1 pseudogene is annotated in these 792 nt (G+C 42.3%); it reads right to left on the reverse strand.

The window, feature by feature from the left end:
• Positions 1 to 792, reverse strand: a pseudogene (locus tag A1D25_RS01975) (hypothetical protein); the annotation flags it as partial.

A 792-nucleotide genomic window follows, 5' to 3' on the forward strand; every position in this document is an offset into this window, starting at 1 on the left:
TAACTCTGCCAATTACGTTCTCTTTGTGATCTTTCGCCACAATTTCAGCTTTAGGCTCTGCTTTACCTGTAATGGTAAATTCTTCAGGGTTTCTATCCGCTTGTTTATCGGTGTCTACTGCTTTAACAGTGAGTTCTTTTGGCGGTTCACTTGGATCTAAAATTGGATCAACCGGGGTTTTCGCTGATTCTGCAGTATGCCCAACAATGTCTTCAGCCTTAACAGTAACATCGCTTGCCCCTTTTGGTAATTTATCTCTTGGAATAGATAACGTCTCTTCACCTTTCGCTAAAGTAGGGAACGTTGGATCGTTAGGTGTGTAGCTGCCATCTGGCTGTTTGGTGTAAACCACTTCTTTGGTTGCTTCACCTTCAGCTTTAGGGTCGATAGTCACTGTGAATGTTTCGGTATCTTTCGGATCAATTGTCACTTTCACTTCATTTGGTGTAGCCACAACTGTTGGTGTTTGAATACCTTTGTCATTCGGGTGTCTTTCTTGAAGTTGCTCTTTTGTTAGTCCATCGGTGTCCGCTAAACTTGGTAACTCTGCTGTTGCAGGGGCACTTGGATCTTTGCCTGGAGCTTGTACCGTTGCTTTAACTTCTTTCGGAATTGGGTTGTCTTTGTTAAGTGGGACTTCTAATTCCGCTTTACCGTCTTCTTTAATATGTTCTGGCGTTAAAACGATTTTCGCAATTTCATTGCCTTTTTCATCTGTCAGTGCAACCGTTGAACCCGGTTTTACATCATCCCCTTTTAAGGTGACTTTGATTTTTTCTGGTGTTTTGTCTG

The sequence above is a fragment of the Ursidibacter arcticus genome (genome assembly GCF_009761375.1).
GTDB lineage: Bacteria > Pseudomonadota > Gammaproteobacteria > Enterobacterales > Pasteurellaceae > Ursidibacter > Ursidibacter arcticus.